We start from the raw sequence: 26,034 nt of genomic DNA, 5'->3' as shown, positions 1-26,034 counted from the left end.
GACGGGCGGGGCCGCGAGGCCCTGCCCTTTTTCATGGCGTCAATCGGCCGTCGCGGCGCCGACGGTGGCCCCGGCTACGGCGCCGACGGGTCCGGCCACCACCGCGCCGCCGATGCCGCCGGTCGCGGCGCGTTCGGTGGCATTGTCGCCGCAGGCGGCCAGCGCCAGCACCATGACGGAAGCGGCAGTCGCAAACAGGCTACGCATTCCAGATCCTCCTCTGCCGCGGCGACATGCCGCCGCCGCTCTGGCAACAAGACGCGCGGGGAAGGCCCGGGGTTCCCGGGAAAACGCGGAAGAAAGCGCCGCAGGCCGCTGGGTTCAGGGGAAGATCGGCGCCAGCATCAGCCCTTCGGTCTCGGGCAGGCCCAGCATCAGGTTCGCGTTCTGCACCGCCTGCCCCGAGGACCCCTTGCAGAGGTTGTCCAGCGTCGAGACCACCAGCGTGCGGCCCGAGATCCGATCCCCGGTCACGCCGATATGGCAGAAGTTCGACCCCTGCACATGCGCCATCGCCGGCAACTGGCCAAAGGGCAGCACCACGATAAAGGGCTCGTCGGCGTAAGCCTGGGCCAGCGCGGCATGGACCGCCTGCGGCTCGCCCTTCAGATAGCACGAGGCCAGGATGCCGCGGTTTACCGGCACCAGATGCGGGGTGAACTGGATCTGCACCGGCCGGCCGGCCAGCAGCGAGAATTCCTGGTCGAACTCGCCCAGATGGCGGTGCTTGCCGCCCTGGGAATAGCCGGCCACATCCTCGGAGCGTTCGGCGAACAGCATGTTTTCCTTGAGCGACCGCCCTGCCCCGGACACGCCGTTCTTCAGGTCGCAGATGATGTCGTCGAAGTCGATCAGCCCCGATCCGATCAGCGGCCGCAGCGCGAATTGCACGGTGGCGGCGTTGCAGCCGGTGCCGGCGACCAGCCGCGCGCCCTTGATCTGGTCGCGATAGAATTCGGTCAGGCCATAGACCGCCTGCGGCTGGACCTCGGGCGCGGCATGGTCGAGCCCGTACCATTTCCTGTATTCCGCCGGGTCGCGCAGCCGGAAATCGGCGCCCAGATCGACGATCTTCACATGGCCCGGGATCTGCCCGACCAGCGGCTGGCTGAGCCCATGCGGCAGGGCGCAGAACACCAGGTCGATGGCCGAGAAGTCGATCTCTTCCATCTTGACCAGCCCCGGCAGTTCCAGGTGGCGCAGATGCGGAAAGACCGCGTCATAGCCCTGCCCCGCCTTGCGGTCGGCCGACAGCGCCGCGACCTCGATCGAGGGATGCGTGGCGAGGATCCGCACGAGTTCGGCGCCCGTATAGCCCGAGGCGCCCAGGATGGCAGCTTTCAGCGTCATGTCGTGATCCCGAGGAAACTGGCCGCGCAGGCGCGGCGCTGGTTGTCAGGCCCGCGGGGGCCGAAAACCGGCACTAGGCCCGGGCTTCCGGCATGTCAAGCCGCCGGCCAGGTCGCAGGGCACGCCCGTTCGCACGAAAGCGCGGACCGCTTGTTGGCATTTTCTTGAGAAATTGGATAAATAATCAAGTTCAACTATCGGGAGCTGCTATATAAAAATCAGCCTTTTTGCAGGTGAGGTCGCTGACAGCGGCGCCAATGGCAGTCCCGCCGGGACTGCCATGCTCGCTTCGGTCCGTTCGAGGACACTTATCAATTTGAATACATTTATGAAAGTTGAGAAATCGGCAGGGCGCGCGAAGGACGAGGCTTCTTTTCGTGCGCAGGAATGCTGCATCTGCATCATTTTATTGCGAGACATGGCGGACGGAATCAAATATTCGGGCAGCGGCCGCCGAGGCCTTGGATAACGGAGGAACTGATGAGCGCGACACCCGAGCGCAAGGCCCGGCTGAGCCCCGGCGACATCCGCGCCCACAAGGGCATCCAGCCCGTGGTCTGCCTGACCGCCTATACCACGCCCATGGCGCAACTGGTGGACGCGCATTGCGACGTGACCCTGGTCGGCGACAGCCTGGGCATGGTGCTGCACGGCTTGCCCTCGACCCTGGGCGTGACCATGGAGATGATGATCCTGCACGGCAAGGCGGTGATGCGCGGTGCCACGCGCTCTTGCGTGGTGGTGGACATGCCCTTCGGCAGCTACGAGGAAGGCCCCGGGCAGGCGTTCCGCAATGCCGCGCGGCTGCTGGCCGAGACCGGCTGCCAGGCGGTGAAGCTCGAGGGCGGACGGCACATGGCCGAGACGGTCGGCTTCCTGGTCGCGCGCGGCATCCCGGTCATGGGCCATGTCGGGCTGACGCCGCAATCGGTCAACACGCTGGGCGGCTACAAGGTGCAGGGCCGCAGCCATCACGAGGCCGACCGCATCGCCGTCGATGCCGCGGCACTGGCCGATGCCGGCGCCTTCGCCGTGGTGCTGGAGAAGCTGCCGAGCGCGCTTGGCGCCCGCATCAGCGCCGAGATCGCGGTGCCGACCATCGGCATCGGCGCCGGGGTGGATTGCGACGGCCAGGTGCTGGTGGTCGACGACATGCTGGGGCTGTTCTCGGACTTCCGGCCGAAATTCGTCAAGCGCTATGCCGAGCTGGGCGAAGCGGCCGGGGCCGCCATCGCCGCCTACGCCGAGGAGGTGCGTGCCCGCGCCTTCCCCGGCCCCGAGCACGGCTTCGGCGAGGGCAAGCCGGAATGACCACGCCCATCATCCGGCCGCTGGCCGAGCTCAGCGCCCTGGTCCGGGGCTGGAAGGCCGCGGGCGAGACCATCGGCGTGGTGCCGACCATGGGCGCCCTGCACGAGGGGCACCTGAGCCTGGTCCGGGCCGCGAAAGCCGGCTGCGACCGGGTGATCGTGACGCTGTTCGTGAACCCGCGCCAGTTCAACAATGCCGAGGATTTCGCCAAATATCCCCGCACCGAACATGCCGATGCCGCGCTGCTGGCGCCGCTGTCGGTCGATGCGCTGTTCGTGCCGGACGCGGCCGAGATCTATCCGCCGGACCACGCCACGGTGGTCTCGGTCTCGGGCGTGACCGCGCCCCTGGAGGGCGCCTATCGGCCCGGGCATTTCGACGGCGTGGCGACGGTGGTGACGCTGCTTCTGAACATGACCGGCGCCGACCGGGCCTATTTCGGCGAGAAGGACTGGCAGCAATTGCAGCTGGTGCGCCGGCTGGTCGCCGACCTGAAGCTGCCCTGCGAGATCGTGCCCTGCCCCTGCGTGCGGGCCGAGGACGGGCTGGCCTTGTCCTCGCGCAACCAGCGGCTGGACCCCGAGGCGCGCGCCCGCGCCGCCGCCCTGCCGCAGGCGCTGTTCGCGGCCGCGCGGGTGATCGAGGCGGGCGGGCAGGTTGAGGCGGCTCTGGCCGAGGCGCGCGCCGGGCTGGACGCGGCGGGCGTCGGCCCGGTCGATTACCTGGAGCTGCGCGACGGCGAAAGCCTGGGTCCGGCCCGGCCCGGGCAACCAGCGCGGCTGCTGGTCGCGGCCTGGCTGGACGGCGTGCGGCTGATCGACAATGTCGCGGTGGCGACCGGCTGAAGCGTCGCCGGAGTATTTGGAAAACGGTGAAAATCCGGTCAGGGCATGAGGTCGAAGCGCAGCTCGGCCAGGAAGCCGGGCTGGGCGTTTTGCAGGCTGAGCGCGCCCTGGGCGGCGTCGGTGATGTCGGCGACCATGGCCAAGCCGATGCCCTGGCCCTGGCCGCTGGGATCGAGGCTGAGGCCGCGCCGGGTCAGGCTGGCAAGCTCGGCCTCGGCGACGCCGGGGCCGTCGTCGCGGATGGCGATGACGAGGCGCGGGGCTTCGGCGCGGACGGTCATCTGCACGCGGCTGCGGGCATGGCGCATGGCGTTTTCCATCAGCGCGCCCATGGCCTCGGTCAGGTCGCCCGGGTCGATGCGGGCGCGCAGCCCGGGCGCGGCGTCGAGCTGCCAGTCGAGCCGGGCGCCCGCCGGCGTACGACGCAGCACGCCGATCAGCTTGCCGGCGATCTCGGCCGGGACGGCGCCGCTGGCCGGGCCGGCGGTCTGAATCCGGGCCCGGGCCAGCTCGCGGTCGACGTGGCGGCGCATTTCGGTGGCGATGGTCTCGATGCTGCGCGCGAGCTCCGTTTCACCCCGGCCGCGCAATTGCGCGGCATCGCCCAGAAGAGCCTGGAGCGGGGTCTTGAAGCCATGCGCCAGATTGGCCGCGCGGTGGCGGGCGCGTTCCAGTTCCTGGTCGCGGGCGTCGAGCAGGCTGTCGATCTGGTTGGCGAGCGGCGTCACCTCGGTCGGCAGGTCCCGGCCCATGCGCGGCCGGGTGCCGGCAACCAGCCCCGCCACCCGGGCGCCGACCTGGGCCAGCGGGCGCAGGCCGATGGTGATCTGCACCCAGCTGGCCAGCAGAAGCGCCAGGCCCAGCAGCGACAGATAGGGCAGCAGGTCGCCCAGAAAGCCCTGTTTCGCCAGGGCGAGCCGGCTGCGGTCCTCGGCCACCACGATGCGCAGGGGCAGCGCCCCCGCGCCCTGCCCGACCGCGAGGCTTTGCTCGACCGCCAGGAGCGGCTCGCCGCGCGGGCCGGGCAGGTTCAGCACCCGGCTCTGGCCCGGCGGCAGCGGCCTGCCCTCGAGCGGCAGCGCATAGTCCCAGAGCGAGCGCGAGCGGCGCGTCTCCTCGCCCAGGCTGACCTGCCAGTAATGCCCCGAGAAGGGCTGGTCGTAGAGCGGGTCTTCCGGCGGGGCGCGCAGGCTGGCGCCGCGCGGCTCGACCATGGCGGCCAGCGCCAGCGCGCGGTTGCGCAGGTCGGCGGCGGCGACGCGGGCGACATGGCGATCGAAGAGCACCGCGAGGCCCATGCCCGACAGCGCCAGCGCCAGCGCGATGGCGAGCCCGCCCGCCAGCACCAGCCGCCAGCGTATCGAACGCATCATGCCGCCCCCGGGGCCGCGCCGCCCTCGAGGTGATAGCCGAAGCCGCGCCGGGTCGCGATCACGCCGGCGCCGAGCTTGCGGCGCAGCCGGGTGATGACGGCCTCGACGGCATTGGCCTCGCGCGCATCGTCGTCGCCGTAGAGATGTTCCAGGAGCTCGGTCGGCGGCACGGTGCGGTCGCGGTTCAGCGCCAGATAGGCGATCAGCCGGAACTCCAGCGGCGTCAGCGCCACCGGGATGCCGTCGATGGCCGCCGTCATCCGGTTCAGGTCCACGGTCAGCCGGCCGACCTGCTGGGTGGCGGTGCCGCGCCCGCCGGCGCGGCGCACCAGGGCGCGGGCACGGGCGATCAGTTCCTCCATGCGGAAGGGCTTCGGCAGGTAGTCGTCGGCGCCGGCGTCGATGCCCTCGACCCGCTCGGTCCAGCCGCCGCGCGCGGTCAGGATCAGCACCGGGCTTTCGCAGCCCTCGGCCCGCCAACGCTTCAGCACCGTCAGCCCGTCGAGACGCGGCAGGTTCAGGTCCAGCACGATCAGGTCGTAATTCTCGGTCCCGCCGCGAAACCAGGCGGTGTCGCCATCGGCCGCGCTCTCGACCCGGAAGCCCGCCGCGGTCAGCGCGCGTTCCAGATCGGCGGCGATGCGGGCGTCGTCCTCGACCACCAGGGCGCGCATCAGCCGGCGTCCTCGTCGAGGCTGATGATGCGGCCGGTGGCCGCGTCGATCTCGACCTCGATCAGCCGGCCGTCGCGCGTCACCAGTTCGACCTCGTAGATCAGCATGTCGTCGTCCTGCTCCAACTCCACATCGACCACCCGGCCGGGATGCGAATCCTGCAACCTGGCGAGCACCTCGGCAAGAGACAGGATTTCGCCGCGCGCGACCGCGTCGCGGGCGAATTCGTAATCGGGCGTCGGGCCGAATTGCGCCCGGGCGGCGACCGGCGGCAGCAACAGGACCAGAAAGAGGGCGATGAGCGGTTTCATGCCTGTCGGATAGCGTGGCGCGACTGACAGCGGCCTGACATTTTGCGACCTGGATCTTCCTGGTCGCGGTGCTGACAGAACGCTGACAGCCCGGGTCAGAGGGCTGTCAGCCAGCCTGTGGCATCAGCAGGATATTCTGATCGCGGCGCCCTTGATCGCCGCGAGCCAACCCCGGGCCATCGACGCGCGCAACGCGCCCGCCCGCAACCTGAAAGGACCATGATCATGGTACGCAAGACCGGAACGAATTTCGCCGATGTGCTGCAGGGCACCAACCTGGCCGATTGGCTGTCGGGACTGAACGGCAATGACCGGGTCTACGGGTTTGGCGGCCAGGACAGCCTGTATGGCGGCGGCGGCAACGACAGCCTTTGGGGCGGCGACGGCAATGATTCCATCGCCGGCGGCGACGGCCATGACGACCTGTTCGGCGGCAACGGCTTCGATTCGCTGTGGGGTGGCACCGGCAATGACGAGTTGGAAGGCGGGCACGGCAATGATTCGCTCTGGGGCGGTGTCGGCAATGACGAGCTGGACGGCGGCCACGGCGCGGATCGGCTGTTCGGCGGCCTCGGCAATGACGATCTCGAGGGCGGCCATGGCAATGACACGCTGCATGGCGAGGCCGGCAATGACGAGATGGACGGCGATGCCGGCAACGACATCCTCTATGGCGGCGCCGGCCGGGACACGCTGGACGGCGGGCGCGGCAATGACGTGCTGCGGGGCGGCGCCGAAGCCGATGTCTTCGAATTCGAACGCGGCCAGGGCACCGACGTGATCGGCGACTTCCAGAACGGCGTCGACCGGCTCGACTTCGACGATTTCAGCCGCGCCCAGGTGCAGCAGGTCATCAACGGCGCCCGCCAGGTCGGCGACGACCTGGTGCTGCAGCTGTCGGCCGATACCACGGTCACGATCCGCGACATGGACCGGGCGCAGCTCGACATGGGCGACTTCACGTTCTGATCCCCTGCCCCGCCGCGCCTTCATGGCGCGCGCGGGGCTTGTCAAGCGGCCTTGCCGGGTCGATAAGCCGGGTTTCCCAGCCGCCGGAGTCGCCGCTTGTCTACCCGTCCCCTCACCTCGGTCTCCGGCATGGTCGATGCCGGGCTGGTCGATGCGGCCGAGGCCGGGGTGCTGGAGCAGGTCGCGACCGGCTTTCGCATCCGCGTGACGCCGGCCATGCGCCAGGCCGCGGCCGCCCCCGGGGTGGCCGCGCAATTCGTGCCCGATGCCCGCGAATTGCTGGTGCGCCCCGAGGAGCTGGTCGACCCGATCGGCGATGCGGCGCACAGCCCCGCCCCCGGTCTGACGCATCGCTATCCGGACCGCGTCATCCTGCACATCACCAGGACCTGCGAGGTCTATTGCCGCTTCTGCTTCCGCCGCGAGGTGGTGGGCGAGGATGGCAGCCTGCCCGAATCCGACCTGGCCGCGGCGCTGGATTACATCGCGGCGGTGCCGGCGATCCGCGAGGTCGTCCTGACCGGCGGCGATCCGATGGTGCTGTCGGCGCGGCGGATCGCGGCGCTGCTGGCGCGGCTGGACGCGATCCCGCATCTCGACCTGGTGCGCTTTCATACCCGGGTGCCGGTGGTGGCGCCGCAGAGGATCGACGAGGCCATGCTGGCGGCGCTGCGCCCCGGGCGGCTGGCGGTCTGGGTGGTGATCCACACCAACCATGCGGCGGAACTGACCGACGCGGCACGGGCCGCCCTGGCGCGGCTGGCCGATGCCGGGCTGCCGCTGCTGTCGCAGACGGTGCTGTTGCGCGGGGTGAACGCCGATCCCGCGGCGCTGGAGGAGCTGTTCCGGGCGCTGCTGCGGAACCGGGTCAAGCCCTATTACCTGCATCACTGCGACCTGGCGCGCGGCACCGGGCATTTCCGCACCAGCATCGCCGAGGGGCTGGCGATCATGGCGGGCTTGCGCGGCCGGATCTCGGGCACGGCGCTGCCGCGCTATGTGCTGGACCTGCCGGGCGGACATGGCAAGGTCGGGCTGGAATCGGGCGATGCGGTGGCCGCTGGCGGCGGCCGCTGGCGCATCCGCGACTGGCGCGGAAACTGGCACGATTATTGCGATCCGCAGGCTTGAGGACCGGGGGCGCTTCGCCCCCCGGACCCCCCGAGGGTATTTCCAGAACAAAGAAGCCTGGCGCGGAGCGTTCGGCCCCGCCCTGGGCAAGATCAGGCCGTGGCGGCGCGCAGCGCCTGGCGGCGGGCGACGCGCTGGCGGATCGCCTCGATATCGGTCACCGGGGTCGCGGCGAAAAGCTCGCGGGTATAGGGATGCGAGGGCGCGGCGAAGACCGCCTCGCGCGTGCCCTGCTCGACCGCCTCGCCCTTGTGCATGACCAGAACGTCGTCGGCGATGTAGCGCACCACCGACAGGTCGTGGCTGATGAAGACATAGGCCAGGTCGAATTCGTCCTGGAGATCAGCCAGCAGGTTCAGCACCTGCGCCTGCACCGACAGGTCCAGCGCCGAGACCGGCTCGTCCAGCACCAAGAGCGTCGGGTTCAGCATCAGGGCCCGGGCGATGGCGATGCGCTGGCGCTGGCCGCCCGAGAACATATGCGGATAGCGGTTGAAATGCTCGGCCGGCAGCCCGACCTTGACCAGCATTTCCTCGGCCCGGCGGCGGCGCTCGGCGGCGGGGGTGTCGGTGTTCAGCAACAGCGGCTCCATCAGCACGTCACCGATCTTCTGGCGCGGGTTCAGCGAGCCATAGGGGTTCTGGAACACCATCTGCACCTTCGAGCGCATCTCACGCGTCAGGCCCTTGGTGATGTCGACCGGCTTGCCTTCGATCAGCAACTCGCCCTCGGTCGCGGGGTCGATCAGCGCGACGATGCGCGCCAGCGTCGACTTGCCCGAGCCGGATTCGCCGACGATGGCCAGGGTCTTGCCGCGATCGACCGAGAAGCTGATGCCCTTGACCGCGCGCACCTCGCGCGCCCGGCGGGTCAGCGAGCCGGGGACGTGATAGTCGCGGATGATATTCTTGCCCTCAACCACGCTCATTTCGCGGCCTCCTCGAGGAACGAGCCCACGGTGGGCAGGCGGTCGCCGGTGGCGTTTTCCGGCAGGGCCGAGAGCAGCGCCCGGGTATAGGGGTGTTTCGGCGCCTCGAACAGCGACAGCACGTCGGCCTCTTCCATCTTCCTGCCCTTGTATTGCACCTGCACCCGGTCGGCGGTTTCCGCGACCACGCCCATGTCATGGGTGATCAGGATCAGCGCCATGCCGGTCTTTTCCTGGAGATCCATCAGCAGGTCCAGGATCTGCTTCTGGATGGTCACGTCCAGCGCCGTCGTCGGCTCGTCCGCGATCAGCAGGCGCGGATTGGTGGCGATGGCTATGGCGATCATCACCCGCTGGCATTGGCCGCCCGACATCTGGTGCGGATAGCTCTTCAGCTTCTCTTCGGGGTCGGGGATGCCGACCTGGCGGAACAGGTCCAGCGCGCGAACGCGGGCGGCGCGTTTCGACATGCCGGCGTTGAAGCGCAGCACCTCCTCGATCTGGTAGCCGGTGGTGAAGCTGGGGTTCAGCGAGGCGATGGGTTCCTGGAAGATCATGGTGATCTCGCGCCCGATGACACGGCGGCGCTGGCGCGGGGTCATCCTGAGCAGGTCCTTGCCGTCGAAGCTCATCTCATCGGCAGTCACCACGGCGGTATCGGGCAGCAGGCCCATCGCCGCCAGCATCGAGACCGACTTGCCCGAGCCGGACTCGCCCACGATGGCCAGCACCTCGCCCTTGTCCACGGTCACGTCGATGCCGTCCACGGCGGTGAAGCTGCCGGTCGAGGTGGCGAAGCGCACGGTCAGGTTGCGGATTTTCAGCAAGGCCATGGCTCAGCTCCGCTTCAGTTTCGGGTCGAGCGCGTCGCGCAGACCGTCGCCCATCAGGTTGATCGCCAGCACCGAGACCAGGATGGCGAGGCCGGGGAAGGTGACGACCCACCAGGCGCGCAGGATGAACTCGCGTGCCTCGGCCAGCATGGTGCCCCATTCCGAGGCCGGCGGCTGCGCGCCCATGCCGAGGAAACCCAGCGCCGCGCTGTCGAGCACCGCCGAGCTGAACGAAAGCGTTGCCTGCACGATCAGCGGCGCCAGGCAGTTCGGCAGGATGGTCTTGAACATCAGCCGCAGGTTCGAGGCCCCGGCCACCTTGGCGGCGGCGACATATTCGCGCGCCTTCTCGCCCATCACCGCGGCGCGGGTCAGGCGGGCGAAATGCGGCTGGTAGACGATGGCGATGGCGATCATCGCATTGGTCAGGCCCGGGCCCAGGATGGCGACCAGCACCAGCGCCAGAAGCAGCGAGGGGAAGGCCAGCACCACGTCCATCACCCGCATGATGACGCTGTCGACCCAGCCGCCGTAGAAGCCGGCGATCAGCCCGATGATGATGCCGCCGGTCAGCGCGATGGCGACGACGACGATGCCGATGAACAGCGAATATTGCGCGCCGTAGATCAGCCGCGACAGCATGTCCCGGCCGACGGCGTCGGTGCCCAGCAGGAAACCGGCCCGGCCGCCCTCCTGCCAGACCGGCGGCACCAGCAGCGCGTCGCGGTACTGCTGCGTCGGATCGTGCGGCGCCAGCAGCGGCGCCAGGAACGCGGTCAGCACCAGAGCCACGAAGACCACGAGCCCGATCACCGCACCCCGGTTCTGACTGAAATAGAACCAGAATTCCTTGATCTGCCGGCGCCGGATGGCCGCATCCGAGAGTTTCACGGTGGTATCGGTCATTTGTGCCGGATCCTCGGGTTGATGAGACCATAGGTCAGGTCGACGATCAGGTTCACGATCATCACGATGGCGGCGATCAGCAAGAGGCCGGATTGCACGACCGGATAGTCGCGGCGCGAGATCGAGTCGATCATCCACTTGCCGATGCCGGGCCAGGAAAAGATCGTCTCGGTCAGGATGGCGCCGGCCAGCAGCACGCCGATCTGCAAGCCGATGGTGGTGATGACCGGGATCATCGCATTGCGCAGCGCATGCACGCCGATGACGCGGCGGGGCGACAGGCCCTTGGCGCGGGCGGTGCGGACGTAGTCCTCGCCCATCACCTCCAGCATGGCGGAACGGGTCTGGCGCGCGATCACCGCCAGCGGGATCGTCGCCAGCACCACCGCGGGCAGGATCAGGTGGCTCAGCGCCGATCTGAACGCGCCCGCCTGCCCCGAGATCAGGCTGTCGATCAGCATGAAGCCGGTCACCGGCGGGAAGAAATACATCAGGCTGATGCGGCCCGAGACCGGGGTCCATTGCAGGATGCCGGAAAACAGGATGATGAGCAGCAGCCCCCACCAGAAGATCGGCATGGAAAACCCGACCAGCGCCCCGGTCATCGAGATCTGGTCGAACCAGCTGCCGCGCTTGATCGCGGCGATGACGCCGACCGGCACGCCGATCACGGTGGCGATGATGATGGCGACCAGGCCCAGTTCGACCGTGGCCGGGAACAGGGTCAGGAATTCGGCCAGCACCGGCTTTTTCGTCACCAGCGAATTGCCGAGGTCGCCCTGCAGCAGATTGCCGAGGTAATGCAGATATTGCTGCCAGATCGGCTTGTCATAGCCGAGCTGCGCCGCGATCTGGGCGTAGCGCTCGGCCGAGACGCCGCGTTCGCCGGCCATCAGCAGCACGGGATCGCCGGGCAGCAGGCGGATGAACCCGAAAGCCACCAGCGTGATCCCGAGCATGGTCGGGATCAGGTAAAGCAGTTTGGTGAGGATGAATCTCAGCATCGAACCCTGATCCAAAAGGGCCGTGCGGGGCACGTCCCCGCACGGCCGCTGTCATGATCGCCGAAGATTATTCGGTCAGATCGACGTTTTCGAAAGTGTAGTCGCCCAGCGGCGATTGCACGAAGCCGGTGACTTCCTTGCGCATCGGCACATATTGCGTCGAATGCGCCAGCGTGGCCCAGGGCTCGTCCTTCTTGAAGATGACCTGCGCCTCTTCATAGAGCTTGACCCGCTCGTCGTGGTCGCTGGTGGCCTTGGCCTTGGCGATCACGTCCGAGAACTCCTGGTTGCACCAGAAGGCGCGGTTGGCGCCGCCGTCCTGGGCCGCGGCGCAGCTCAGCAGCACCGACAGGAAGTTGTCCGGGTCGCCGTTGTCGCCGGTCCAGCCCAGGATCACCGCGCCCTTGCGGCCGGGCTCCATCGACTTCTTCAGGTATTCGCCCCATTCGTAGCTGACGATGTCGACCTTGACGCCGACCTTGGCGAAATCGCTCTGGATCAGCTCGGCGGCGCGGCGGGCGTTGGGCATATAGGGGCGCTGCACCGGCATGGCCCAGACTTCCATCGACAGATCCTTGACGCCGGCGGCCTCCAGCGCGGCCTTGGCGGCCTCGGGGTCGTATTTGTCGGCCTCGATGGCGTCGTTATAGCCCCACATGGTCGGCGGGATCGGGTTCTTGGCGATTTCCGCGTCGCCCTGATAGACGGCATCGACCAGCGCCTTCTTGTCGATGGCCATGTTCAGCGCCTTGCGCACCTCGGGCTTGTCGAAGGGCGCGACGGTGGTGTTATAGGCCAGGTAGCCGACGTTCAGCCCGGCCTGCTCGTCCAGCTTCAGGTTCGGATCGGCCTTGATGTCGGCGATGTCGGCGGGCGAGGGATAGGGCATCAGGTGGCATTCGCCGGCCTTCAGCTTCTGCAGCCGCACCGAGGCGTCGGGGGTAATGGCAAAGACCAGGTCGTCGATCTTGGGCGCCTCGCCCCAGTAATCGGCGTTCTTCTGGTAACGGATCACCGCGTCCTTCTGATAGGCCACGAACTTGAACGGGCCGGTGCCGATCGGCGCGTTGTTCAGGTCCTCGCGCGTGCCGGCTTTTTCCAGCGTGTCGGCATATTCCTTGCTGACGATCGAGACGAAGGGCATGGCGACGTTGGCCAGGAACGGCGCCTCGGGGTGGTTCAGGGTGAACTTCACCGTATTGTCGTCCACCTTCTCGATGGACTTGATCAGCTTGTCCATCTCCATCGAGGAATAATATTCGTAGGTGATGCCCGAGATGTATTCGTGCCAGGGATTGTCGGCGCTGGCCTGGCGCTCGAAGGTGAAGATCACGTCATCGGCGTTGAAGTCGCGCGAGGGGGTGAACTTGTCGTTCGAATGGAACTTGACGCCCTTGCGCAGGTGGAAGGTATAGGTCAGCCCGTCCTCGCTGACATCCCAGCTTTCGGCCAGCGCCGGCTCGATTTCCGTGGTGCCGGGCTTGAACTGCACCAGGCGGTTGTAGACCGCGTGACCCGAGGCGTCGAAGGTCGTGCCCGCGGTATAGGGGGCGGGGTCGAAGCCTTCGGGCGAGCCCTCGGAGCAATAGACGAAGGTCTTGGCGCTCAAGGGCGTCGCCGCGACCAGCGCCAGCGCGGATGCCGCGAGGAAACGGGTGGAGAAGAACGACATATTGCCTCCCATGTCTGGACTTATTTTGCACTGTCCCTGATGCAAACGAATCTGCCTGACAGGTCAAGTGCTTTGCCGGGATTTATCGTCGTTCTGCTGGAATGACGCGACGAAACGCCGAAAACCGCGTCAAGTTTCCGGCGTTTTGCCTGCTTGGCGCCCCGGCCGGCAGGCCGGCCGCGGTGCCCGAACCGCGCGTACCGGCGCCGCTCAGGCGTTGTCGCGCTGCCAGATCCAGTCGTGGTCGGGATGATTCTCATAGCGCCACTTGCGGATCGGCCCGGCCATGACATTGAGGTAATACATCTCGTAGCCATAGGGCACGCCGCAAGGATGATGGCCGCGCGGCACCAGCACCACGTCGTGATCGGCGACCGCCATGGTCTCGTCCAGGCTGCCGTCCTCGGTAAAGACGCGCTGGATGCCATAGCCCTGGGCCGGGTTCAGCCGGTGGTAATAGGTCTCCTCGAGATAGGTCATCCGGGGAAAGTCATCCTCATCATGGCGATGCGGCGGATAGCTCGACCAGTTTCCAGCCGGGGTGAAGACTTCGGTGACCAGCAGGCTGTCGCAGAAATCCTCGTTTTCCATGGCGATGTTGTTGATGAAGCGGGTGTTCGCGCCCTGGCCGCGCTGGGTCAGCGCGATGCCCTCGGGCCCGATGCGACGGGCGGCATGGCCGCCCTTGCCGGGCGCGCGGCAGACCGCCAGCGTCAGCGGTGTCGTAGCCTCGGCCCGCCAGTCGCTGCCGTCGGGCAGATAGAGGCAATGCGGCGGCGTCTTTTCGAAGACGTCGAGCCGCTGGCCCAGTTCGCCCCAGTCGCGGCCGGCGGCGGTGATGCGGGCGCGCCCCTCGACGATGACCAGGATCGCCTCGTCGCCCCCAAGGCTGCCCGAGGCGGACTCGCCCGGCCCGAGCCGCCACAGGTCGAAGCCGACATAGGACCAGCCGGCGTTTTCCGGGGTGACGTGATGGACCAGGCCGGTCTGGCCGTCCGGCTTGCGCAGCAGTTTCATGGCTCCTCCTTGCGGATGATGAACAGCGCCACGACCAGGTAGACCCCCGCCGCCCCGAACAGGATGGCCCAGAACATATTGCCCGAGGCCAGCTCCACCCCCGCCCAGAGAAGCGGCAGGAGCGCGCAGAGGACACGGACCCAGAGGCGGCGGAAGAACGGGTGTTGGGGATCGACCAGCATGGCGGCAGGTTAGTGCAGACCGGCGGCCTGCGCCATGTCCTTCAGCGCCTTCAGGCCCATGGACTGATAGGCGAGCGGGTTGCGGACCTCGGGGTCCTGCTCGGCCTCGATGACCAGCCAGCCGTCATAGCCCGCGCCGGCCAGGATCTTCAGCAGCGGCGTGAAGTCGATGGCGCCCTCGGGATCGCCCGGCACGGTAAAGGCCCCGGCCAGCACGCCCTGGAGAAAGGACAGGTTCTCGGCCCGCACCCGCGCGGTCACGGCCGGCCGGATGTTCTTGGCGTGGAAATGCGCGACGCGGCCGACATGGCGCGCCAGCACCTCCTCGGGGTTGCCGCCGCCAAAGGTGCAATGCCCGCTGTCGAACAGCAGATGCGTGGCCGGGCCGGTGGCGGCCATGAAGGCGTCGATCTCCTCGGGCGTCTCGACCACGGTGCCCATGTGGTGGTGATAGGCCAGCGTGATGCCCTGCTCCGCCAGATAGGCGGCGAATGCCTCCATCCTGGCGCCGAACTCCGCCATCTCGGCCGGGGTCAGCCGGGGCCGGTCGTTCACCGCCACGTCGGGGCTGCCATGCACGGTGTTCGAGCATTCGCAGGCGATGCAGACCGTGCAGCCATTGGCCTTCAGCTTGGCCAGGTGCCCCTGCACGGCGGCGATCTCCTCCTCGACCGAGCGGGTCAGCAGCGCCGTCGAATACCAGCCCGAGACGAAGGCCAGCCCATAGCGGCCCAGAAGCGCCTTCAGCGCCTGCGGATCCTCGGGCCAGCGGTGGCCGTTCTCGATGCCGTCGAAGCCGATCACCTCGCCCGCCTCGTGCAGGATCTGTTCGGTCGGGATATGGGCGCCGATCGACGGGTCGTCGTCATTGGCCCAGGCGATGGGATTGGTGCCATAGCGGATCATTCTGTCAGTCCTTCAATTGACGGTTGCCTGTTTGCGGGCGTTTTCGATGTATCTGGCATAGGCTGTGCGCAGCCGGTCGGTGTCGCCGACCTCGGGCACGGCGACATCCCACCAATGGCCGGCGCCGGTCAGCCCGTCGCCGGGGCCGGGGGCGGCGGTGGTGTCGATGACGATGACCGTGGGGATGTCGCGGGACCGGGCGGCGGCGATCTCGGCCTCCAGAGCGGCGATGCTGCCGGCCTTGACGGCATGGGCGCCCATGGATGCGGCATGGGCGACATAGTCGATCTGCGGCTGCGCCTCGACGGCGCAATCGGCATACATGTTGTTGAAGGCCGCGCCGCCGGTGCCGGCCTGCAGGCGGTTGATGCAGCCATAGCCGCGGTTGTCGGTCAGCACCACGGTGAAGGGCACGCGCCGCATCACCGCCGTTGCCAGCTCGCTGTTGGCCATCATGTAGCTGCCGTCGCCGACGAAGCAGATCACCTCGCGCTCCGGCCGCGCCAGCTTCAACCCCAGCGCGCCGGCGATCTCGTAGCCCATGCAGGAATAGCCGTATTCCATGTGATAGCCGCCCTGCGCCGGCTGCCAGAGCAGCTTCAGCGCGCCCGGCATGGTGCCCGCCGCGCACATGGCGATGGCCTCGGGGGCGGCGCGCTGTACGGCGCCGATCACCTGCGCGTCGGTCGGCAGCGCATTGCCCTCGGCCGGGGCGGCGCAATGCGCATCGACCGCCGCCAGCCATTCGGCCCGCGCCGCGCCGTCGAAAGTGGCGTAGTGATCGCCCAGGGCCGCCGTCAGCCGCTCCAGCGCCACCCGGGCATCGGCGACCAGGCTCACCGCACCATGCTTGGCCGCGTCGTAGCCCTGTACGTTGATCGACACCAGCCGGCCCGAGAACAGCGTGCGCGAGCCGGTGGTGAAATCCTGCAAGCGCGTGCCGACGCCGATCACCAGGTCGGCTGCGGCAAGCGCGGCATTCGCCGCCGCCGAGCCGTCGACGCCCGAGGCGCCCAGGTTCAGCGCATGCGACTGCGCCAGGGCCGACTTGCCGGCCTGGGTCTCGGCCACCGGAATACCGTGACGGCTGGCGAATTCCGCCAGCGCCGCCTCGGCCCCGGAATAGATCACCCCGCCGCCGGCGACGATCACCGGCGCCTTCGCCGCCCGGATCAGCGCCGCCACCTCGGCGAGTTCGGCCGCATCGGGCTCGGGCCGGCGGATCTTCCAGACCCGCTCGGCAAAGAAGGCCTCGGGCCAGTCGAACGCCTCGGCCTGCACGTCCTGGCAGAAGGCCAGGCAGACCGGCCCGCAATCGGCCGGATCGGTCATGACCCGCAGCGCGCGCGGCAGCGCGCTCAGCAACTGCTCGGGACGCTGGATGCGGTCGAAATAGCGCACCACCGGGCGGAAGCAGTCATTGGCCGAGACGGTGCCGTCGCCGAAATCCTCGACCTGCTGCAACACCGGGTCGGGCCGGCGGCTGGCGAAGACGTCGCCGGCGATGAACAGCACCGGCAGCCGGTTCACATGCGCCAGCGCCGCCGCTGTCACCATGTTGGTGGCCCCCGGCCCGATGGAGCTGGTCACCGCCTGCGCCCGCCGGCGCGCCTTGCCCTTGGCATAGGCGATGGCGGCATGGGCCATGGTCTGCTCGTTCTGGCCGCGCCAGGTCGGAAAGGCGGTGCCGATGCCGTGCAGCGCCTCGCCGATCCCGGCGACGTTGCCATGGCCGAAGATGGCCCAACAGCCCTCGACGAAGCGCTCGCCCTCTTCCGTCATCTGCACCGAGAGCCAGCGCACCATCGCCTGCGCCGCCGTCAAACGCACCGTTCCGCTCATCTCGCACCTTCCCGGGTCCACGCCCGTGCTTTCTCTTTTGTGTCCAAATATCCCGGGGGGACGTCCGGCAGACCCCGTCGAGGGGTCTGACGGACGTGGGGGGCAGAGCCCCCCGGCCCCGCCTCGCCGCTCGCGCCCACCGCTCAGGCCGCGGCCAGCGCCTTTTCCCGCGCCTGGTCCCAGACCGCGCAAAGTCTCTGGTAGCGGTCGGCCATCTCGGCCACGGCAACCTCGTCGCCGACCTCGCCCGTCAGCCATTGTCGCGCGACCGTGCCGAAGATCGTGCGGCCGACGGCAAAGCCCTTGACCAGGTCGAAACCGGCGGCGATCTGGAAGCTGGCGCGCAACTCCTCTTCGGGCGCGTCCAGTCCCAGCACCACGATGCCGCGGGTGTGGCGGTCGTTCTCCTCGATGGCGGCGATGGCATTGGCCCAGGCGGCCCGGGTCTGCATCGGCTCCAGCTTCCACCAGTCGGGATAGACGCCGATGGCATAGAACTGCCGGATCAGGCTCGCCGTGGTGTCGTCATCGACCGGCCCGACCTTCGAGGGGATCACCTCCAGCAGGAACTCCAGCCCATTGCGGCGGGCGGCCGCGAACAGCCGCTTGACCGTCGCTTCCTGGTCGGCGCGCGTTTCGGCACCGTCCCCGGGATGGCAGAAGCACAGCACCTTGACCACGTTCTCGCGCGCCCATTCGGCCAGCGCGCCGCAATCCGGGCCCAGTTCCGGCTCCAGTTCCAGCGGCCGCGAGCCCGGCCATTCGCAGGGCCGCCCGATCCACAGCCCCGTCCCCGAGGCCGCATGCAGCGCCCGCCGGCCGATGCGGTTGTCGCACAGGATGCCATGGCCGGGCTGGCCGTCGGCGATCTTCAGCGCCGCCTGCAGGCACAGTTCCTTGAAGGCGCCGCCCTTTTCCGGCGTGTAGCCCGGCATCTCCTCGAGCTGGAGGCGATGGTCGAAGGCAAAGACCCGCATGCTGGACCAGTCGCCGCCCATCCGGCCCTGGCGGTTGGTGGCCCAGTGGATCTGCTCCAGCTCGGCATCGTTCCTCAGGTCCGGCCGCAGCACGCCGCGGCCGAGGAAGAATTCCAGCTCCGCCAGCGAGGGATAGGCCGGCGTGCAACCGTGGCGCGAGACCGCGAAGGCGCCGCAGGCATTGGCGTATTCCAGCGCCCTGGGCCAGTCCTCGCCGTCGAGCCAGCCCTTCAGCAACCCCGAGAAGAACCCATCGCCCGCGCCCAGCACGTTGAACACCTCGATCGGAAAGCCCGGCCCGGTCTCGCCCGCATCGAGGTTGTCCGGAATCGCGCCCTGGAAGGCCACGGCCCCCGCCGCGCCGCGCTTGCAGATCAGCGTGGCCCCCGAGACCGCACGCACCGCGCGCAGCGCCGCGATGGTGTCGGTCGAGCCGCCGGCGATGTGGAATTCCTCCTCGGTGCCGACGATCAGGTCGAAGAGATGCAGCGTCGATTGCAGCTTGGCGGTGACCGCGGCGCTTTCCACGAAGCGGCTCTCGCCCGCGCCATGCCCGGCCACGCCCCAGAGGTTCGGGCGATAGTCGATGTCGAGCGCCGTTTTCGCCCCGTGCTTCCGCGCCAGCTTCAGCGCCTTCAGCACCGCCGCCTCGGTGCGCGGATGGCTCAGATGCGTGCCGGTCGCCAGCACCGAGCGCGCCTCGGCGATGAAGCCCTCGTCGATGTCGGCCTCGGACAGCGCCATGTCGGCGCAGTTCTCGCGATAGAAGATCAGCGGGAAGCTGTCCTCGTCGCGGATGCCCAAGAGCACTAGCGCCGTCAGCCGCTCGGGGTCGGTGGCGACGCCGCGCACATCGACGCCCTCGCGGACCAGCTGCTCGCGGATGAAGCGGCCCATATGCTCGTCGCCGACCCGGGTGATCACCGCCGAGCGCAGCCCCAACCGGGCCGTGCCGCAGGCGATATTGGTGGGCGAGCCGCCGATATACTTGGCGAACGACCCCATGTCCTCCAGCCGGCCGCCAATCTGCTGGCCATAGAGATCGACCGACGAACGGCCGATCATGATGACGTCAAGGGATTTCATGGCGCTATGCCTCGGCGGTTTCGACACCGGCGCGCAGCAGCTCCATGCTGGCGCGCAGCGCGGCCTCGATGTCGCCCAACGCATGGACTTCGGGTGCGAAGGGCTCGAAGCTGACCGGGCCGTCATAGCCGTCGGCGATCAGCGCGCGCAGCTGCGCCAGGTTCTGCAGCCGGTCGGCACCGTCCACCAGCACGCGATGCGCGTCGAGCATCCCGGCCACTGGCAGGCCTGGGTCGGTCACGCCCGAGACATGCACCAACGCGGTGCGGCGCGGATAGACCTGGGTCTCGTCGGCCAGATGGTGGTGGAAGGTGTCATGCAGCAGGCCGAAGCGGTCGAAGCCGCCGGCCTCGGTGATCGCGGCGATGGCCTCGGCCTTGCGGCGCAGCGAGCTTTGCGGAAAGCCCAGCGGCTCGACCAGGCCGCGCAGGCCGCGCGCGGCCAGGATCGCGCCCAGCCGGTCCAGCGCCTCGACCGTCGCCGAATGGGCGATGGCGCTGCCGTCGTTCAGCGGGCACAGCACCAGCGCCTGCGCCCCGGCGCCCGCGGCGAAATCCGCCAGTCGCTCGGCGCGCGCGGCCAGGTCGGACGACCACTGGTTGAAAGGGTAAAGCGCGTTGACCGACAGGATGGTCTGGCCGGCGTCGCGGGCCATGCGGGCGACCTCGGCCGGGGGCTGGCCGGTCACGTCGGGCAGGTCGTTGCGAATCTCGACCTCATGGCAGCCGAGCCGGCCGGCCAGCGCCAGGAAATCGGCGAGCGGCAGGCGCGGGGCGACGATATGGTTCAGGGCGAAACGCATGGGCACACCTCAGTTGTAAAGCGCGGGGCGGGCGGGCAGCGCGATATCGACCGCCTGCCCTTCGGTTTCCTGCGCGGCCACGCAGGCATCGGCGGTGACGGCGGCGACATAGCCGTCCCAGGCGGTCGGCCCGGCGGCGGTGCCGGCGGCGGCCGCCTTGACGAAATCGGCCAGTTCGACGTCGTAGCTGTCGATGAAGCGGTCCTTCCAGTCCATCAGGATCGGATTGCCCAGGACCGCGCCGGATCGGGTCTGGATCGACATCGGCTCGGGCAGCCTGGCGATGCCGTCCTCGCCCACGATCTCGCATTGGATGTCATAGCCGTAATGGCAGTTCACGAAGACCTCGACGTCGATCACCACGCCCTTGGCGGTTTCCAGCACCACCACCTGCGGATCGCGCAGCTTTTCATGGGCGCGGGGCGACTTGCGCGGGAAGAACACCCGGGCGCTGACATAATCGTCGTCCAGAAGCCAGCGCAGCACGTCGATTTCATGGATCAGCGTGTCGTGGATCGCCATCGGGGTCAGGTAGCTGTCGCCGACGCGCGGGTTGCGATGCGCGGCATGGACCATCAGCGGCGCGCCGGTGACCTCGGCCACGGCGCGCTTCAGCGCCACATAGCCCGGGTCGTAGCGGCGCATGAAGCCGACCTGCACCAGCCGCTTGCCGGCGGCCTCTTCGGCCTCGACGATGCGGCGGGCGCCCTCGGCGGTGGTGGCCAGCGGCTTTTCGCAGAAGCAGGGCTTGCCGGCAGCGATGGCGGCCAGGACATATTCCTCATGCGTCTGGCCCCAGGAGCAGACCAGCACCGCATCGACGCCGGGGTCGGCTATCAGCGCATGGGCATCGTCGAAAATCCGCGCCTCGGGGGCGAAATCGCGCTGGCAGCTTTCGGCATTGGCGCGGTTCACGTCGTTCAGCGCCACGACCCTGGCGCCGGCCAGCACCTGGTTGATGCGCCGCGTGTGGTCCTGGCCGATGGCGCCGGTGCCGATGACTCCGATGTTCACTGTCATTTCTTTCCCCAGTATTGGTCGATGTAGCGCTGCATTTCGTTGCGCATGAAGGTTCCGGATTGGTCCGCCTTGTCCTCCCACGCGAAGACGCAGGCGGTCATGATGCCGTCGAAGCCGATCTCGTGGAGCGTGCCGAAGAAATCGTCCCAGGGCACTTCGCCCTGGCCGATGTTCAGGTGCTGGTGCACGCGCGCCTGGGTGCCGGGCGGGTTCAGGATATAGCGCAGGCCCGAGCTGGCCTTGTGGTTGAAGGTGTCGCCGACATGGACATGCGCCAGCACATCGGCGCTTTCGCGCAGCATCGCCTTGGTATCGTCGCCGAAATAGAAGGTATGCGGCGCGCAATAGAGGAACTTCACCGCCTTGCTGTTCACCGTGCGGATGATGTCGAGCGCCGGCTGCAGCGTCTCGCACCAGTCCTCGGGATGCGGCTCGACGTTCAGCTGGATGCCCTCGCGTTCCAGGATCGGCACCAGCTCTTCGATGCTGCGCCACCAGGCATCCTCGCAGGCCTCGATCATGCTGCCGGTGTGGCAGCAATAGCAGCTGCCCTTGTCGGGATGCGGGCCGCGGCCGAATTCGCTGTTCATCGTGTCCACGCCCAGCTCGACGGCGATTTCGATGGCGCGCTTCCAGTGCTTGACGGCAGCCTGGCGCTCGGCCTCGTCATTGCTGGCCCAGCGATACATCGGCAACAGGCTGGCGATGCCCACCTCGGCGTCGCGCAGTGCCTGCTTCAGCGCCTTGATGCGGTCCGGAAAGACGCGCGGCGCCTTGAACCATTCCAGGAAATCGCCGCGCGGGCTGAGCTCGATCCAGTCATAGCCGAGTTCCTTGACCTTGGCGGGGATCTGCTCCAGCGGCAGATGGCGGTGCATAAAGGGGTCGATGGCAATTTTCATGGTGGCCTTTACAGGTTGACGGCCTGGCCGGTCTCGGCCGAGCGGGCCATGCCGTGGATGATGCGTTCGATGGTCAGCCCGGCGGTGAAATCGGGCCAGGCGGGGGTGGCGGTCTCGATGGCCTCGCGCAGCATCTGCGCCTCGACCACCTTCTGTTCGTTGAAGCCGAAATTATGCCCCGGTGCCGGGCAGAAGGCGGCGAAGCCGGGCTGCGCCGGGCCGGTCAGGATGCGGCGGAAGCCGTCCGCCTGCGCCGCACCGGGCTGATAGAGCCAGAGCTCGTTCATCCGCTCCTGGTCGAAGCGCAGCGTGCCCTCGCTGCCCTGCACCTCCCAGGCCAGGTGGCAGCGATAGCCGCGCGCCACCCGCGAGCAGGAGAACTCGCCCGAGGCGCCGGAGGCGAAGCGGATCAGCGCCTGGGCCTGGTCCTCGTTCTCGACCGCCGCCGTGCCGTCCTGGTGCGGACGGGTGGCGATCACGGTATCGGCCTGCGCATAGAGCCGGGCGACCGGGCCCATCAGCGCCAGCATGGCCGAGACGAGGTGGCAGCCCAGATCGCCAAGCGCGCCGAGGCCGCCGTCCTTGCGGGTCAGCCGCCAGCTCCAGGGCAAGCCGGGGTCGGCCATGTAATCCTCGTCATAGATGCCGCGAAAGTGGATCGGCCGGCCGATGGCGCCTTGCGCCACCAGGTCCACGGCGGCGCGGAAGGCGGGCGAGCGGGTGTAGTTGTAGCCCAGCATCGTCACCCGCCCCGAGGCCGCGGCGGCGGCCTGCATGGCCTCGGCATCAGCAAGCGTCAGCGCCATCGGCTTTTCCAGCCAGACATGCTTGCCGGCCGCCAGCGCCGCCTCGGCCATCTCGCGATGCAGGCCGTTCGGCGTGGTGATGGACACCACATCCACCGCCGGGTCCGCGACCGCCGCCCTCCAGTCGCCGCTGGCGCGGGCAAAGCCCCATGACGCGGCCAGAGCCTCGGCCTTGTCGGCAGGCGTGTCGGCCAGGATCTCGAGCCGGGGCGGCAGGCCGCCGAAGGCGGTCGCCAGGTTGCGCCAGGCCATGGCATGGCATTTGCCCATGAAGCCGGTGCCGATCAGCGCGACACCCAGGGAAGCGCGGGTCATGGTTCAGACCTTCTTGCGCTTCTTCTGGCGATAGACATCGGCCACCACGGCGGCGACGATGATCACGCCCTTGATCATTTCCTGGTAATAGGCGTCGAGCCGCAGGAAGGTGAAGCCCGAGATGATGACGCCGAAGATCACCATGCCGATCATCGTGCCCAGGATCGAGCCCCTGCCCCCGGTCAGCGACACGCCGCCGATCACCGCCATGGCGATGGCGTCGAGTTCGTACATGGTGCCCATGCCGGCCTGCGCCGTCAGGCCGCGCGCCGCGACCACGATCCCGGCCAGCGCCGACAGAAGCCCCGCCACGGCATAGATCTTGACCAGCTGCCGCTCGACATTGATGCCCGAGACGCGCGCCGCCTGCGGATTGGCGCCGATGGCATAGGTGAACTTGCCATAGCGGGTGTATTTCAGCGCGACATGGAAGATCAGCGCCACCACCAGGAAGATGACGACCGGCATCATGCCCTTGCCGATGGCGGCGAAACTGTCCGAGGGAAAGCTGATCGGCTGGCCCTTGGTATACCATTTGGCAAAGCCGCGCGCCGTCACCATCATGCCCAGCGTGGCGATGAAGGGCGGGATCCTGGTATAGGCGATCAGCGCGCCGTTGATGATGCCGCAGAGCAATCCGAACAGCAGCCCGACCAGCAGCGGCACCAGCACCGGCAGGCCGGTCAGTGCCGGATAGACCGCACGCTCATAGCCGGCGGCCTGTGCCAGGCTCATCGAGACCATGGCCGTGGCGCCGACGATCGAGCCCGAGGACAGGTCGATGCCGCCCGAGATGATGACCTGCGTCACGCCGATGGCGATGATGCCCACCACCGAGACCTGCAGGATCATGATCGACAGCCGTTGCCAGTTGCCGAGGAAGCTTTGGCCCTGGGTGATCCAGCCCAGGATCTCGAAGGTCAGGCTGATGCCGACCAGGACCAGCAGGATATTGAGTTCCGCCATCATCGGGCGGTGCCGTCGCGGCTGCGCGGCAAGGCTTGCGTCTGACATGGGTATCCCTCTTGGTTACTTGGCGGCCAGAGACATGATCTTGACCTGATCGGCCTCGTCGCGGTTCAGGAAGCCCGAGACGTGCCCTTCGTGCATGACCATGATGCGGTCGCTCATTCCCAGAACCTCGGGCATTTCCGAGGAGATCATCACGATCGCCACGCCCTGCGCGGCCAGGCCGGTGATCAGGCGGTGGATTTCGGACTTGGCGCCGACGTCGATGCCCCGGGTCGGCTCGTCCAGGATCAGGATGCGCGGCTCGGTCAGAAGCCAGCGCGCGATCAAGAGCTTCTGCTGGTTGCCGCCCGACAGGTTCTCGACCCGCTCGAACAGGTTCGGGGTCTTGACGCGCAGCGTCGCGGCCATCTCCTCGGCCTTGGCGGTGATGGTCTTCTGGTCCAGGAAGCCGTTCTTCACATGGCCGCGGGTGATCAGCGCCGACTGGATGTTTTCCAGGCAGTCGAGGATCAGGAAGCAGCCGGTCTCCTTGCGGTCCTCGGTAAGGAAGGCCATGCCATGCGCCATGGCGTCCGAAGGACAAGTGATGCGCGCATGCCGGCCGTCGATCAGGATGTCGCCGATGGGCGCGGGATGCACGCCGAAGATCGCCTCGGCCACGTTCGAGCGTTTCGAGCCGACCAGCCCGGCGATGCCCAGGATCTCGCCCTTGCGGACGTTGAAGCTGACGTCGTGGAACACGCCCGGCAGGGTCAGGTTGCGGACCTCCAGGATGGTCTCGCCGATCTCGCAGTCGATCTTGGGGAACATCTCGGTGATCTCGCGCCCGACCATCATGCGGATGATGTCGTCGCGGGTGACGCTGCTGGAGGGATGCGTGCCGACATATTTGCCGTCGCGGAAGACGGTGAATTCGTCGGCGATCTCGAACAGCTCGTTCATCTTGTGGGTGATGTAGACGATGCCGATGCCGCGCGATTTCAGGTCGCGGATGATGGCGAAAAGATGCTCGACCTCGGCCTCGGTGATGGCGCTGGTCGGCTCGTCCATGATCAGCACGTCGGAATTGTAGCTGACCGCCTTGGCGATCTCGACCATCTGCTTCTGCGCCACGGTCAGGTCGCTGACCTGGGCGTCGGGGTCCAGCCGGATGTTCAGCCGGCCCAGCAGGTCGGCGGTCATCTGGCGCATGCGGCCGTGATCAACCAGGCCCAGGCGGTTCAGCGGCTCGCGCCGGATCCAGATGTTCTCGGCCACCGTCATCCAGTTCATCAGGTTCAGCTCCTGATGGATCATGGCGATGCCCGAGTTCAGCGCGTCGAGCGGGGTCTTCACGCTCAGCGGCTGGCCGGCAAAGCGCACCTCGCCGCCGTCGGGCGTATAGACCCCGGCGATGATCTTCATCAGCGTCGATTTGCCGGCGCCGTTCTCGCCCATCAGCGCATGGACGGTGCCGGGGCGGATCTTCAGCTGCACCCCGTCGAGCGCCTTCACGCCCGGGAATTCCTTGGTGATATTGTCGACTTCCAGAATGAACTCGCCCTGCCAGGCGCCGGTCCGGTCAAGCATCGCCTTCCCCCTGTCGTGTTCGGGCGGGGCCTTGGGCGGCCCCGCCGCAGGCTTCAGTTCTTGGACAGGAACTGGTCCAGGTTCTGCGGCGTGACCAGCTGGAAGGGCACGAAGACCTTCTGCTCGACCGCCTCGCCGCGCGCGAGCTTCAGCGCGGTGTCGACCGCGCCCTTGCCCTGGCCGGCGGCATCCTGGAACACCGTCACGTCCAGCTCGCCCGCCTTCATCGCCGCAAGCGCGTCCTGGGTCGCATCGACGCCGCCGATGACCACCGAATTCATGTCGCGGCCGGCCGATTTCAGCGCCTGGATGGCGCCGATCGCCATCTCG

26 protein-coding genes are annotated in these 26,034 nt (G+C 68.1%); 4 read left to right on the top strand and 22 right to left on the bottom strand.

Annotated features, from left to right (window positions below; genetic code table 11):
* Positions 1-39: 39 nt before the first annotated feature.
* Both E3D03_RS13490 and argC read right to left on the bottom strand, forming a co-directional pair.
* A complete protein-coding gene (locus E3D03_RS13490) occupies positions 40-207 on the bottom strand; it encodes a hypothetical protein (protein WP_198289619.1) in 168 nt (55 codons plus the stop codon).
* Positions 208-321: 114 nt separating this feature from the next.
* Positions 322-1,350, bottom strand: coding sequence for an N-acetyl-gamma-glutamyl-phosphate reductase (gene argC, locus E3D03_RS13485; RefSeq protein ID WP_263567357.1), 1,029 nt, complete (start codon positions 1,348-1,350; stop codon positions 322-324).
* Between the two features lie 480 nt (positions 1,351-1,830).
* On the opposite strand from argC, the gene panB reads away from it, so the two are divergent.
* On the top strand, positions 1,831-2,661 hold the full coding sequence (panB, locus tag E3D03_RS13480; protein ID WP_263567356.1) for a 3-methyl-2-oxobutanoate hydroxymethyltransferase: 831 nt from the start codon (positions 1,831-1,833) through the stop codon (positions 2,659-2,661).
* On the top strand, positions 2,658-3,506 hold the full coding sequence (gene panC / locus E3D03_RS13475; RefSeq protein ID WP_263567355.1) for a pantoate--beta-alanine ligase: 849 nt from the start codon (positions 2,658-2,660) through the stop codon (positions 3,504-3,506). Before panB ends, panC begins: the two co-directional genes overlap by 4 nt.
* Positions 3,507-3,544: 38 nt before the next feature.
* Here panC and E3D03_RS13470 read toward each other — a convergent pair whose 3' ends face one another.
* The 3 genes from E3D03_RS13470 to E3D03_RS13460 are packed head-to-tail and all read right to left on the bottom strand — an operon-like array spanning position 3,545 to position 5,864.
* Positions 3,545-4,879 (bottom strand): sensor histidine kinase, encoded by a 1,335-nt coding sequence (locus E3D03_RS13470; protein WP_263567354.1) that lies wholly within the window; start codon positions 4,877-4,879, stop codon positions 3,545-3,547.
* Positions 4,876-5,553, bottom strand: coding sequence for a response regulator transcription factor (locus tag E3D03_RS13465; protein ID WP_263567353.1), 678 nt, complete (start codon positions 5,551-5,553; stop codon positions 4,876-4,878). The genes E3D03_RS13470 and E3D03_RS13465 overlap by 4 nt, the downstream gene beginning before the upstream one ends.
* Positions 5,553-5,864 carry a PepSY domain-containing protein gene (locus tag E3D03_RS13460; RefSeq protein WP_263567352.1) on the bottom strand — a complete coding sequence of 104 codons (312 nt, stop codon included), beginning with the start codon at positions 5,862-5,864 and terminating at the stop codon, positions 5,553-5,555. Before E3D03_RS13460 ends, E3D03_RS13465 begins: the two co-directional genes overlap by 1 nt.
* A 225-nt stretch (positions 5,865-6,089) precedes the next feature.
* Between E3D03_RS13460 and E3D03_RS13455 the strand changes: the two genes are divergently transcribed.
* Positions 6,090-6,833: a calcium-binding protein gene (locus E3D03_RS13455; RefSeq protein WP_263567351.1), complete on the top strand. Its 744-nt coding sequence runs from the start codon at positions 6,090-6,092 to the stop codon at positions 6,831-6,833.
* A 129-nt stretch (positions 6,834-6,962) separates the two neighbouring features.
* Positions 6,963-7,964, top strand: a complete 1,002-nt coding sequence (locus E3D03_RS13450; protein ID WP_263567376.1) for a lysine-2,3-aminomutase-like protein — start codon at positions 6,963-6,965, stop codon at positions 7,962-7,964.
* 92 nt (positions 7,965-8,056) lie between these two features.
* Here E3D03_RS13450 and E3D03_RS13445 read toward each other — a convergent pair whose 3' ends face one another.
* The 17 genes from E3D03_RS13445 to E3D03_RS13365 all read right to left on the bottom strand — a co-directional run.
* A complete protein-coding gene (locus E3D03_RS13445; RefSeq protein WP_263567350.1) occupies positions 8,057-8,893 on the bottom strand; it encodes an ATP-binding cassette domain-containing protein in 837 nt (278 codons plus the stop codon).
* Positions 8,890-9,726 carry an ABC transporter ATP-binding protein gene (locus E3D03_RS13440; protein WP_263567349.1) on the bottom strand — a complete coding sequence of 279 codons (837 nt, stop codon included), beginning with the start codon at positions 9,724-9,726 and terminating at the stop codon, positions 8,890-8,892. Before E3D03_RS13440 ends, E3D03_RS13445 begins: the two co-directional genes overlap by 4 nt.
* Before the next feature lie 3 nt (positions 9,727-9,729).
* Positions 9,730-10,632 carry an ABC transporter permease subunit gene (locus tag E3D03_RS13435; protein WP_263567348.1) on the bottom strand — a complete coding sequence of 301 codons (903 nt, stop codon included), beginning with the start codon at positions 10,630-10,632 and terminating at the stop codon, positions 9,730-9,732.
* A complete protein-coding gene (locus tag E3D03_RS13430; RefSeq protein ID WP_263567347.1) occupies positions 10,629-11,636 on the bottom strand; it encodes an ABC transporter permease subunit in 1,008 nt (335 codons plus the stop codon). The genes E3D03_RS13435 and E3D03_RS13430 overlap by 4 nt, the downstream gene beginning before the upstream one ends.
* Positions 11,637-11,703: 67 nt before the next feature.
* Positions 11,704-13,308, bottom strand: coding sequence for an ABC transporter substrate-binding protein (locus E3D03_RS13425; RefSeq protein WP_062562366.1), 1,605 nt, complete (start codon positions 13,306-13,308; stop codon positions 11,704-11,706).
* A 210-nt stretch (positions 13,309-13,518) separates the two neighbouring features.
* Positions 13,519-14,325: a 5-deoxy-glucuronate isomerase gene (iolB, locus tag E3D03_RS13420; protein WP_263567346.1), complete on the bottom strand. Its 807-nt coding sequence runs from the start codon at positions 14,323-14,325 to the stop codon at positions 13,519-13,521.
* Positions 14,322-14,507 (bottom strand): hypothetical protein, encoded by a 186-nt coding sequence (locus E3D03_RS13415; protein ID WP_263567345.1) that lies wholly within the window; start codon positions 14,505-14,507, stop codon positions 14,322-14,324. Before E3D03_RS13415 ends, iolB begins: the two co-directional genes overlap by 4 nt.
* Positions 14,508-14,516: 9 nt before the next feature.
* Entirely contained in the window at positions 14,517-15,413 is an 897-nt protein-coding gene (gene iolE / locus E3D03_RS13410; RefSeq protein ID WP_263567344.1) for a myo-inosose-2 dehydratase, read from the bottom strand.
* A gap of 12 nt (positions 15,414-15,425) precedes the next feature.
* Positions 15,426-17,255 carry a 3D-(3,5/4)-trihydroxycyclohexane-1,2-dione acylhydrolase (decyclizing) gene (gene iolD / locus E3D03_RS13405; RefSeq protein WP_263567343.1) on the bottom strand — a complete coding sequence of 610 codons (1,830 nt, stop codon included), beginning with the start codon at positions 17,253-17,255 and terminating at the stop codon, positions 15,426-15,428.
* A 143-nt stretch (positions 17,256-17,398) separates the two neighbouring features.
* Positions 17,399-19,318: a bifunctional 5-dehydro-2-deoxygluconokinase/5-dehydro-2-deoxyphosphogluconate aldolase gene (locus E3D03_RS13400; protein ID WP_263567342.1), complete on the bottom strand. Its 1,920-nt coding sequence runs from the start codon at positions 19,316-19,318 to the stop codon at positions 17,399-17,401.
* A 4-nt stretch (positions 19,319-19,322) separates the two neighbouring features.
* Positions 19,323-20,120 (bottom strand): TIM barrel protein, encoded by a 798-nt coding sequence (locus tag E3D03_RS13395; RefSeq protein WP_263567341.1) that lies wholly within the window; start codon positions 20,118-20,120, stop codon positions 19,323-19,325.
* Positions 20,121-20,129: 9 nt separating this feature from the next.
* Positions 20,130-21,140, bottom strand: a complete 1,011-nt coding sequence (locus tag E3D03_RS13390) for a Gfo/Idh/MocA family protein (protein ID WP_263567340.1) — start codon at positions 21,138-21,140, stop codon at positions 20,130-20,132.
* Complete coding sequence (locus E3D03_RS13385) at positions 21,137-22,042, bottom strand: sugar phosphate isomerase/epimerase family protein (protein ID WP_263567339.1); 906 nt, start codon at positions 22,040-22,042, stop codon at positions 21,137-21,139. Before E3D03_RS13385 ends, E3D03_RS13390 begins: the two co-directional genes overlap by 4 nt.
* An 8-nt stretch (positions 22,043-22,050) precedes the next feature.
* A complete protein-coding gene (locus E3D03_RS13380) occupies positions 22,051-23,163 on the bottom strand; it encodes a Gfo/Idh/MocA family protein (protein ID WP_263567338.1) in 1,113 nt (370 codons plus the stop codon).
* A 3-nt stretch (positions 23,164-23,166) separates the two neighbouring features.
* Positions 23,167-24,177: an ABC transporter permease gene (locus E3D03_RS13375; protein ID WP_062562376.1), complete on the bottom strand. Its 1,011-nt coding sequence runs from the start codon at positions 24,175-24,177 to the stop codon at positions 23,167-23,169.
* A 15-nt stretch (positions 24,178-24,192) separates the two neighbouring features.
* A complete protein-coding gene (locus E3D03_RS13370) occupies positions 24,193-25,704 on the bottom strand; it encodes a sugar ABC transporter ATP-binding protein (protein ID WP_263567337.1) in 1,512 nt (503 codons plus the stop codon).
* A 53-nt stretch (positions 25,705-25,757) separates the two neighbouring features.
* The coding region (locus tag E3D03_RS13365) for a substrate-binding domain-containing protein (protein WP_263567336.1) at positions 25,758-26,034 on the bottom strand (277 nt) is incomplete at its 5' end.

The organism is Paracoccus sp. DMF (genome assembly GCF_004407025.1).
GTDB lineage: Bacteria > Pseudomonadota > Alphaproteobacteria > Rhodobacterales > Rhodobacteraceae > Paracoccus > Paracoccus aminovorans_B.
Note: the sequence above shows the minus strand (reverse complement) of the source record. Positions and strands in the feature narration are given on the sequence as shown.

Excerpts from the sequence above, each read along its gene's own strand:
- argC (WP_263567357.1), bottom strand. The coding sequence starts at position 1,350 with ATGACGCTGAAAGCTGCCATCCTGGGCGCCTCGGGCTATACGGGCGCC.
- E3D03_RS13390 (WP_263567340.1), bottom strand. The coding sequence starts at position 21,140 with ATGACAGTGAACATCGGAGTCATCGGCACCGGCGCCATCGGCCAGGAC.
- E3D03_RS13445 (WP_263567350.1), bottom strand. The coding sequence starts at position 8,893 with ATGAGCGTGGTTGAGGGCAAGAATATCATCCGCGACTATCACGTCCCC.
- E3D03_RS13370 (WP_263567337.1), bottom strand. The coding sequence starts at position 25,704 with ATGCTTGACCGGACCGGCGCCTGGCAGGGCGAGTTCATTCTGGAAGTC.
- E3D03_RS13450 (WP_263567376.1), top strand. The coding sequence starts at position 6,963 with ATGGTCGATGCCGGGCTGGTCGATGCGGCCGAGGCCGGGGTGCTGGAG.
- E3D03_RS13440 (WP_263567349.1), bottom strand. The coding sequence starts at position 9,726 with ATGGCCTTGCTGAAAATCCGCAACCTGACCGTGCGCTTCGCCACCTCG.
- E3D03_RS13395 (WP_263567341.1), bottom strand. The coding sequence starts at position 20,120 with ATGCGTTTCGCCCTGAACCATATCGTCGCCCCGCGCCTGCCGCTCGCC.
- E3D03_RS13385 (WP_263567339.1), bottom strand. The coding sequence starts at position 22,042 with ATGAAAATTGCCATCGACCCCTTTATGCACCGCCATCTGCCGCTGGAG.
- E3D03_RS13425 (WP_062562366.1), bottom strand. The coding sequence starts at position 13,308 with ATGTCGTTCTTCTCCACCCGTTTCCTCGCGGCATCCGCGCTGGCGCTG.
- panB (WP_263567356.1), top strand. The coding sequence starts at position 1,831 with ATGAGCGCGACACCCGAGCGCAAGGCCCGGCTGAGCCCCGGCGACATC.
- E3D03_RS13380 (WP_263567338.1), bottom strand. The coding sequence starts at position 23,163 with ATGACCCGCGCTTCCCTGGGTGTCGCGCTGATCGGCACCGGCTTCATG.
- E3D03_RS13455 (WP_263567351.1), top strand. The coding sequence starts at position 6,090 with ATGGTACGCAAGACCGGAACGAATTTCGCCGATGTGCTGCAGGGCACC.
- iolB (WP_263567346.1), bottom strand. The coding sequence starts at position 14,325 with ATGAAACTGCTGCGCAAGCCGGACGGCCAGACCGGCCTGGTCCATCAC.
- E3D03_RS13435 (WP_263567348.1), bottom strand. The coding sequence starts at position 10,632 with ATGACCGATACCACCGTGAAACTCTCGGATGCGGCCATCCGGCGCCGG.
- E3D03_RS13400 (WP_263567342.1), bottom strand. The coding sequence starts at position 19,318 with ATGAAATCCCTTGACGTCATCATGATCGGCCGTTCGTCGGTCGATCTC.
- E3D03_RS13465 (WP_263567353.1), bottom strand. The coding sequence starts at position 5,553 with ATGCGCGCCCTGGTGGTCGAGGACGACGCCCGCATCGCCGCCGATCTG.
- E3D03_RS13375 (WP_062562376.1), bottom strand. The coding sequence starts at position 24,177 with ATGTCAGACGCAAGCCTTGCCGCGCAGCCGCGACGGCACCGCCCGATG.
- panC (WP_263567355.1), top strand. The coding sequence starts at position 2,658 with ATGACCACGCCCATCATCCGGCCGCTGGCCGAGCTCAGCGCCCTGGTC.
- E3D03_RS13430 (WP_263567347.1), bottom strand. The coding sequence starts at position 11,636 with ATGCTGAGATTCATCCTCACCAAACTGCTTTACCTGATCCCGACCATG.
- iolD (WP_263567343.1), bottom strand. The coding sequence starts at position 17,255 with ATGAGCGGAACGGTGCGTTTGACGGCGGCGCAGGCGATGGTGCGCTGG.
- E3D03_RS13460 (WP_263567352.1), bottom strand. The coding sequence starts at position 5,864 with ATGAAACCGCTCATCGCCCTCTTTCTGGTCCTGTTGCTGCCGCCGGTC.
- E3D03_RS13415 (WP_263567345.1), bottom strand. The coding sequence starts at position 14,507 with ATGCTGGTCGATCCCCAACACCCGTTCTTCCGCCGCCTCTGGGTCCGT.
- E3D03_RS13470 (WP_263567354.1), bottom strand. The coding sequence starts at position 4,879 with ATGATGCGTTCGATACGCTGGCGGCTGGTGCTGGCGGGCGGGCTCGCC.
- E3D03_RS13490 (WP_198289619.1), bottom strand. The coding sequence starts at position 207 with ATGCGTAGCCTGTTTGCGACTGCCGCTTCCGTCATGGTGCTGGCGCTG.
- iolE (WP_263567344.1), bottom strand. The coding sequence starts at position 15,413 with ATGATCCGCTATGGCACCAATCCCATCGCCTGGGCCAATGACGACGAC.